The 6,548-nt window shown below is 55.0% G+C and carries 5 protein-coding genes; 2 read left to right on the top strand and 3 right to left on the bottom strand.

Annotation, left to right across the window (positions count from 1 at the left end):
- Positions 1 to 58: 58 nt before the first annotated feature.
- Entirely contained in the window at positions 59 to 619 is a 561-nt protein-coding gene (gene frr / locus ACF8AM_RS21580) for a ribosome recycling factor (RefSeq protein WP_392557636.1), read from the bottom strand.
- Between the two features lie 43 nt (positions 620 to 662).
- The gene (gene pyrH, locus ACF8AM_RS21575) at positions 663 to 1,442 is read right to left on the bottom strand and encodes a UMP kinase (protein WP_392557635.1); all 780 of its coding nucleotides are present in this window, start codon (positions 1,440 to 1,442) and stop codon (positions 663 to 665) included.
- A 299-nt stretch (positions 1,443 to 1,741) separates the two neighbouring features.
- Here pyrH and ACF8AM_RS21570 point away from each other — a divergent pair, with 299 nt between their 5' ends.
- The gene (locus ACF8AM_RS21570) at positions 1,742 to 2,095 is read left to right on the top strand and encodes a hypothetical protein (RefSeq protein ID WP_392557634.1); all 354 of its coding nucleotides are present in this window, start codon (positions 1,742 to 1,744) and stop codon (positions 2,093 to 2,095) included.
- Positions 2,096 to 2,574: 479 nt separating this feature from the next.
- A complete protein-coding gene (locus tag ACF8AM_RS21565) occupies positions 2,575 to 4,125 on the top strand; it encodes an arylsulfatase (RefSeq protein WP_392557633.1) in 1,551 nt (516 codons plus the stop codon).
- A 291-nt stretch (positions 4,126 to 4,416) separates the two neighbouring features.
- Here ACF8AM_RS21565 and ACF8AM_RS21560 read toward each other — a convergent pair whose 3' ends face one another.
- Complete coding sequence (locus tag ACF8AM_RS21560) at positions 4,417 to 5,682, bottom strand: sulfatase-like hydrolase/transferase (RefSeq protein ID WP_392557632.1); 1,266 nt, start codon at positions 5,680 to 5,682, stop codon at positions 4,417 to 4,419.
- Positions 5,683 to 6,548 lie beyond the last annotated feature (866 nt).

Here is a 6,548-nt window from a genome sequence, read left to right as displayed (position 1 = left end):
CGCTGACCGCGACGGCCACGAGACATCGCGGGCATTGCACCGATTGAGTCATCGAGGATCAGTCCTCCATCACTTCCGCTTCTCGAGCTTTGGCGGATTCATTGACGCTGTTTTCAGCTTTCTTGGTCAACTCTTGCACCTGTTCTTTGGTCTTATCGCGATCGTCCTCGGTCATTTCTTTGTCTTTCTCGGCAGTGTCAGCGGCCTTGTTCGCATCGCGACGAATGTTGCGGATCGAGACCTTGGCTTCTTCGGCCAATTCCTTGATTCGCGAGACCATTTTCTTGCGGACTTCGCCGGACAACGGGGGAACGTTCAGGCGAATGACGCGGCCATCGTTTTGTGGGTTCAGTCCCAAGTCACCGGCGACCAAAGCCTTTTCGATATCTTTGATTGTGGTTGCGTCGTACGGGCGAATCAAGATTTGTTGTGGCTCGGGAGTCCCGATGCTGGCCAATTGTTTCAGTGGCGTCAGCGAACCGTAGACTTCGACTTTGATCGAATCGACCAATCCTGGGTTGGCTCGTCCGGTGCGAATCCCCGACAAATTGTGTTGCAGCACCGAAACGGCTTTGTCCATTCGCTCTTCGGCGTCCATCAATATCTCGTCGCTGGTCATCATGTCATCCTGGGGATTGAGAAGGGGAAAGGGCTGGTAGCAATCATTGTTGGCTGGTTTGCGTGTCCTGTGGGTCACCGATCCAGGTTCCCACTGACTCGCCTCGGACAGCGCGAACGATGTTGCCGTCCTGTTTGAAATTAAACACCAAGATCGGCTTGCGGTGTTCGTTGCACAACGCGATTGCGGTGGCATCCATCACACGCAGCTTCTTTTGGATCACTTCGTTGTAGCTGAGTTGTTCGTACAAAACCGCATGAGGGTTCTTTTCGGGGTCGTCGCTGTAGACGCCGTCCACGCGAGTTGCTTTCAAGATCACATCGGCTTCGATCTCGAGAGCACGCTGAGCGGCAGCGGTGTCTGTCGTGACGAAGGGGCTTCCGATTCCTCCGGAAAGGATGATCACGCGGCCTTTTTCGAGGTGACGGATGGCGCGACGTCGGATGAATTGTTCGGCGACGCGATCCACCGGCAAGGCGCTCATGACTCGCGTTTGCAATCCGATCGAATCCAGGGCGTCTTGCAACGCCAGCGAATTGATCACCGTCGCCAACATTCCCATGTAGTGAGCCGTGGCTTCTTGAACGGAGGCATTGGCGCCCGAAAAAGAGGCTCCGCGAAGAATGTTGCCACCGCCGTTGACGATCGCGATTTGGCAACCGGATACGTGGGCCGACTTGATCTGCTTGGCGATCGCCAGCAATTCGTTGTCGCTGATGCCTCGTTTGCCGGATTCGGCCAGGCTTTCGCCACTGAGTTTCAAGATCACGCGACGATAACGTAAATCGCCTTCTGGTTGACTTGTTGGGGCGGTGTCGGGCATCTCGGCGTCGGGTGTATCGGAGGAATCAAACAGAGAAGCGGTCAGCGAGCAAACGACCTCAATTCGTGAGCGATGTTTGCAAACAAAACGTTAACGATTTCCCATGGGCAGCGAAACCAGACTCGAATCACGGCGATTTGTTTCGCCAACTGGCACCTTCGCTACAGACCGCCCCCAACGATGGGGATGAAAAGCAGTTTTGGGCCCCCCAGGCTCTGTTTTTGACCTACGTTTGTAGTGAGAGGTCTCTCGAAAACGCGTGCAGGACACGCTCGTTACCCGTGTGAGGATCCTAATTGATGCCGCTCCCAACAACGACGAATGTCAGCCAAACACCGCCTGTGACCGTCATTCCGCCCCGTCGGAATCGTTCTTCTTTCGCGTCGAACTCGGGCAACTCCGATGTGGTCACTCAGGGAACTCCTTCGTCTGGATCAATGCCCCGGCAAGACCGCCGGCGCAACCGGGGATCGTCGAGCGGCTCATTTGCAAGTGAACGTCGGCAATTCGGTAGCTCGCACGCGGACCTTTCCGATGATGGGCGTGAGTTGGCCGCTGCCATCGACAGCTACAAGATGTCACACCACCGTCGTTACATCACATGCGACGAAATGTTGGTGGTGATGCGTCAATTGGGCTACAGCAAGTCGTAGTTTGCCGGAATGTCGTTTGTGATCAGGCCGGTCGACGAACCTCGACCTGCTTGACGAATCAAAGGGGCGAAGTTTCAAAGGGACGAAGTTCGCTTTGAATCCGCCCGTCGGCACATGAAGTCGCCGTTCGTGGTGTCTGGTCAGGCGACGACGATTCTCATGCCGCGAACATCTTCACCAGCAATTCATTTGGCTGGACGCCCCGTCGGCGAGTCCATTTGGTGGAGAATGACGTGGTGAACACTCGAAAACCTCTGCATTTGCTGCCGCAATCCAAGAACGCATGTCCTGACCGTTTCCCTCGTGAAACGTAACGACTTCTGAGGCGAGGTGACTCCACCCCGGGCCGTGTGGCTATAGACTGAGAGTGGTGAGTCTCTGGATGGACGTTGCATCTCTTCAATCCGATTCACCAAGACCCACTTTTCTATTCCCTTTGCCCTGCAATGGTGCACACCTCCGGTGAGGAGCCACTAAAAATGAAGTCTCGTATTCTCTTCTTCCAAGCTTTCCTGCTGACGCTGACGTTCAGCCTCACAGTTCAGGCCCAAGACAAGCCCAATATTCTCGTTATCTGGGGTGACGACATTGGGACAGAGAACATCAGTCACTACAACCGCGGGATGATGGGCTACAAAACGCCCAACATCGATCGTGTCGCTAACGAAGGAATCTTCTTCACTGACTATTACGGTCAGCAGTCGTGCACCGCCGGGCGTGCCGCGTTCATTGGCGGCAGCGTTCCCGTGCGAAGCGGGATGACCAAAGTCGGTTTGCCGGGTGCCAAAGAGGGCTGGCAAAAGACGGATGTCACCATGGCGACGGTGCTGAAAAGCCTGGGATATTCCACCGGCCAATTCGGCAAGAATCACCAGGGTGACCGCGACGAACACCTGCCGACTCAACATGGTTTTGATGAATTCGTCGGCAACCTGTATCACCTCAACGCCGAAGAAGAACCAGAAAACTTTGACTACCCCGGTGACATGAAGATGGCCGACGGGCGAACCTTCCGCCAAGCCTTCGGGCCTCGTGGTGTGATCAAAGCCACTGCCGACGGAAAGATCGAAGACACCGGGCCGCTGACGAAGAAGCGAATGGAAACGATCGATGAAGAAACCATTGCCGCCGCAAAGGATTTCATCACCCGTCAGCACAAAGCAGGCAAGCCATTTTTCTGCTGGTGGAATGGGACGCGGATGCACTTTCGCACGCACGTCAAAGAAGAACACCGACACAAAGGCAATGACGAATACACCGATGGCATGATCGAGCACGACATGCAAGTCGGCGAATTGCTCGACTTGTTGGATGAACTCGGCATCGCCGACAACACCGTCGTTCAGTATTCAACCGACAACGGGCCGCACTACAACACCTGGCCCGATGCCGGAACGACTCCGTTTCGCAGTGAAAAGAACTCCAACTGGGAAGGTGCCTATCGCGTTCCCTGTTACGTTCGTTGGCCCGGCAAATTCAAAGCTGGCACGGTCCTGAACGGGATTGTGGCTCACGAAGATTGGCTGCCCACATTCGCTGCGATCGCGGGTTCGACCGACATCAAAGAGCAACTGCTCAAGGGGGTTGAGCTGAATGGTCGTTCTTACAAGAACCACATCGACGGTCATAACCAATTGGATTACCTCACCGGAAAAACCGATGAGTCGCCTCGGAAAGAGTTCATGTACGTCAACGATGACGGACAAATCGTCGCGATTCGCTATGAAGACTGGAAGGCAGTCTTTCTCGAGAACCGAGGGGTGGCGTTTGAAGTTTGGCGTGAACCGTTTGTCGAACTTCGAGTGCCGTTGTTGTTCAACTTGCGTCGCGACCCATTTGAGAAAGCTCAGCACAACTCAAACACCTACAACGATTGGTTCTTGTCACGCGTCTTTGTATTGGCTCCGATGCAGCAGTATGCGGGTAACTTCCTAAAAACGATGAAGGAGTTCCCACCAAGCCAAACGCCTGGTTCGTTCAACTTGGGCAAGATCCAAAAACAGATCGAAGCCAGTATGGGCGGTCGTTAATCTGAGCTGTCAAAGCTCACTGAATGATACTCAAGAAGCGGCGAGCCATGCTCGCCGCTTCTTTTTTGATGTCCCAAAGGAAGTTGCTGATCGGTGCCGATCGGCGGACCTGTCGTGAAAGGCATCATGATCAAGCGGGATTTGACCCCCGTCCCCTTTTGCGAGTCTGTAGCCGACTGAGGCCCTCAGTCGGCATGAACGCAACCATCGCTGCAAGCGATTGCGATCCCTACAACTACCAGACGCAACTAAGTAGCGGGGCCTCAATCAGCGATGTTGGCACCTCGGAAACTACTCCGCACGTTGGGGCGGTGGAGCGGGGGAGGAGTCGGACACCGTCTGAAAAACGTTGCTTAGACGCTGGTTCGCGTCGGACGCTTCGGTTGTTTGATCCGATAACGCGTCGGTGTGTTGCTCTTTGGGTAACTCGCTTGCATCAATCAGCTTGTCCGAGTGATTGGCCCAACGCCAGTGGCCGTCAAATACATTCACATCTGACCGGATGCCGTGAATCACCCAGTCACGCTTGGGGCCGACCTGGCCATGGAACTGAGACGCGATACTGTGACCGTCGATGGCGAGGGAGTCAGGAAGGTTGTGTCTTGCTAAATCGCAAAATGTCGGGAACAGATCAACGACGTCGACCAGATCGTCGCACACCGAATCGACAGGAACTTGATCGGGGCCCCAAACAATCAAAGGAACATGAGTTCCCGCGTCGTTGAGTTCATACTTCCCTCCGTTGACTTGACCGGCCTTGGTATGCCGAGTGTGCGGGCGTTCGTTTGGTTCTCCCGCTCTGGGATTCCGAAAGTCGCGTTGGTGGGTGCCATTGTCCCCCATGAAAATCACATAGGTGTGCTTGCGAATGCCCAGGTCATCAACCGCATCCAGGACTCGCCCGGCCAATTTGTCCAAGTAGGTGATCATGTTGCCGAGCGACGCGGATCGTCCCGCCGTTCGGTCGTCAGGAGTTTGAATGATCGGATCATGCGGTAGCATTTCATTGTGCACAATCAGAAACGGTTGGCTGGCTTCCGTTGCTTCCCGCATTTGATCGATGACGTAGTCCACCAAAACATCGGGGCCAAAACGTTCGCCGACATCATCGCGAACGCGTCCATCGTGATTCAAGGTCGGGTTCCAATGCCGAACGGTCTTGGCACCGTCTCTCCAAATCTGCCAGACGCACCAGGAATCGAATCCACTGTCACGGATGTGATGGGGATGTTTTTCCAATGTCGCAAGCTGCCATTTTCCCGTCACGGATGTCGCGTAACCTGCGGATCGCAGTTGCTGTGCAAACGTCGGCAATTTTTGGAAATCAACATACTTGTTCGTGCCCAGATGAACCGGCAACACATCGGTTTGACGATGCCGCATCACATACAATCCGGTGTGCAGACTGACTCGTGATGGCGTGCAGACGGGGCTGGTGTAGGCTCGCGAAAACCGCAGACCTTCTGACGCCATGTGATCCAACCGTGGCGTATGAAAGTCGAGGCCGCCGTAGCATCCGAGTGTTTCGTAGCCAAGGTCATCCGCGAAGATCAACACGATGTTCGGGCGCGGATCAATCGCTTTCGGTTCCGCGTTAGCGGAGTGAGCGCATTGGGACGCCAGCACAAGCAGCGCCAGCAGCCTGCACCAGGAGACACAGAATGAGAAACGATGGATGAATGAGATGGAATGCATCAAATCGGGGGCAAAACAAGGGGCAGGAAGCAGTTCAAAGGATTCAAACACAGGGACAACTTAGCAGCATGGTCTAAGCCGCCAAGTCAGGAGCCACCTTCCCTCACGACGGGATTGGAGGTCCAGTGTTTGAAGATACGTTCTGGCGGATCGTTCGGCGTCTGCGCTGCAAACAACTGCCCGTCGCTTGGTATGTTCGAAAAATAGATGGTGGCAGGCGTCGGGGTTTCGCCCCGGATGGGCGCGTCATGCTTCGCTCGGGACGGATGCCCCGAGAGACCGATGCCGGAAAACAAACGCTGGCCCCGGATGGGGCCGTCGTGGGAGTTGGGGGGAGTCCCTCGCTGACGCGTTTTGAAGTTGCGCTATTCTCAAAACCCGAAGCGTCAGCGAGGGAATAACGATGTTGACTTCGCCTCGCTGACGCGTCGGGTTATGAAAAACCGATGCCTCACGCAAAATCGCAACTTCAAAACTCACACGTCGGGTTGTGATACGGGGCTTGGCCGACTCGGACGGGCAAGAGTGCCCATCCTACACGTTGAAACGTCATTGACGACTGACTCGACAATCCGCGGAGCGACGCAGTCGCAGCGCGGAGGCATGGTCGGAATCAATTCGTCAGCAAAGGGTTGGTCCAATTTGGAATTCCGGTTGCCGCTTTCTGTTTGATGAATTGCTCTCGGAATGGCTTACCCACGTCCAGTGGCGCGTCTTCGTTGACCATC

It is taken from the genome of Rhodopirellula sp. JB055 (assembly GCF_043100905.1).
GTDB lineage: Bacteria > Planctomycetota > Planctomycetia > Pirellulales > Pirellulaceae > Rhodopirellula.
This window is presented reverse-complemented; position numbering and strand designations above follow the sequence as displayed.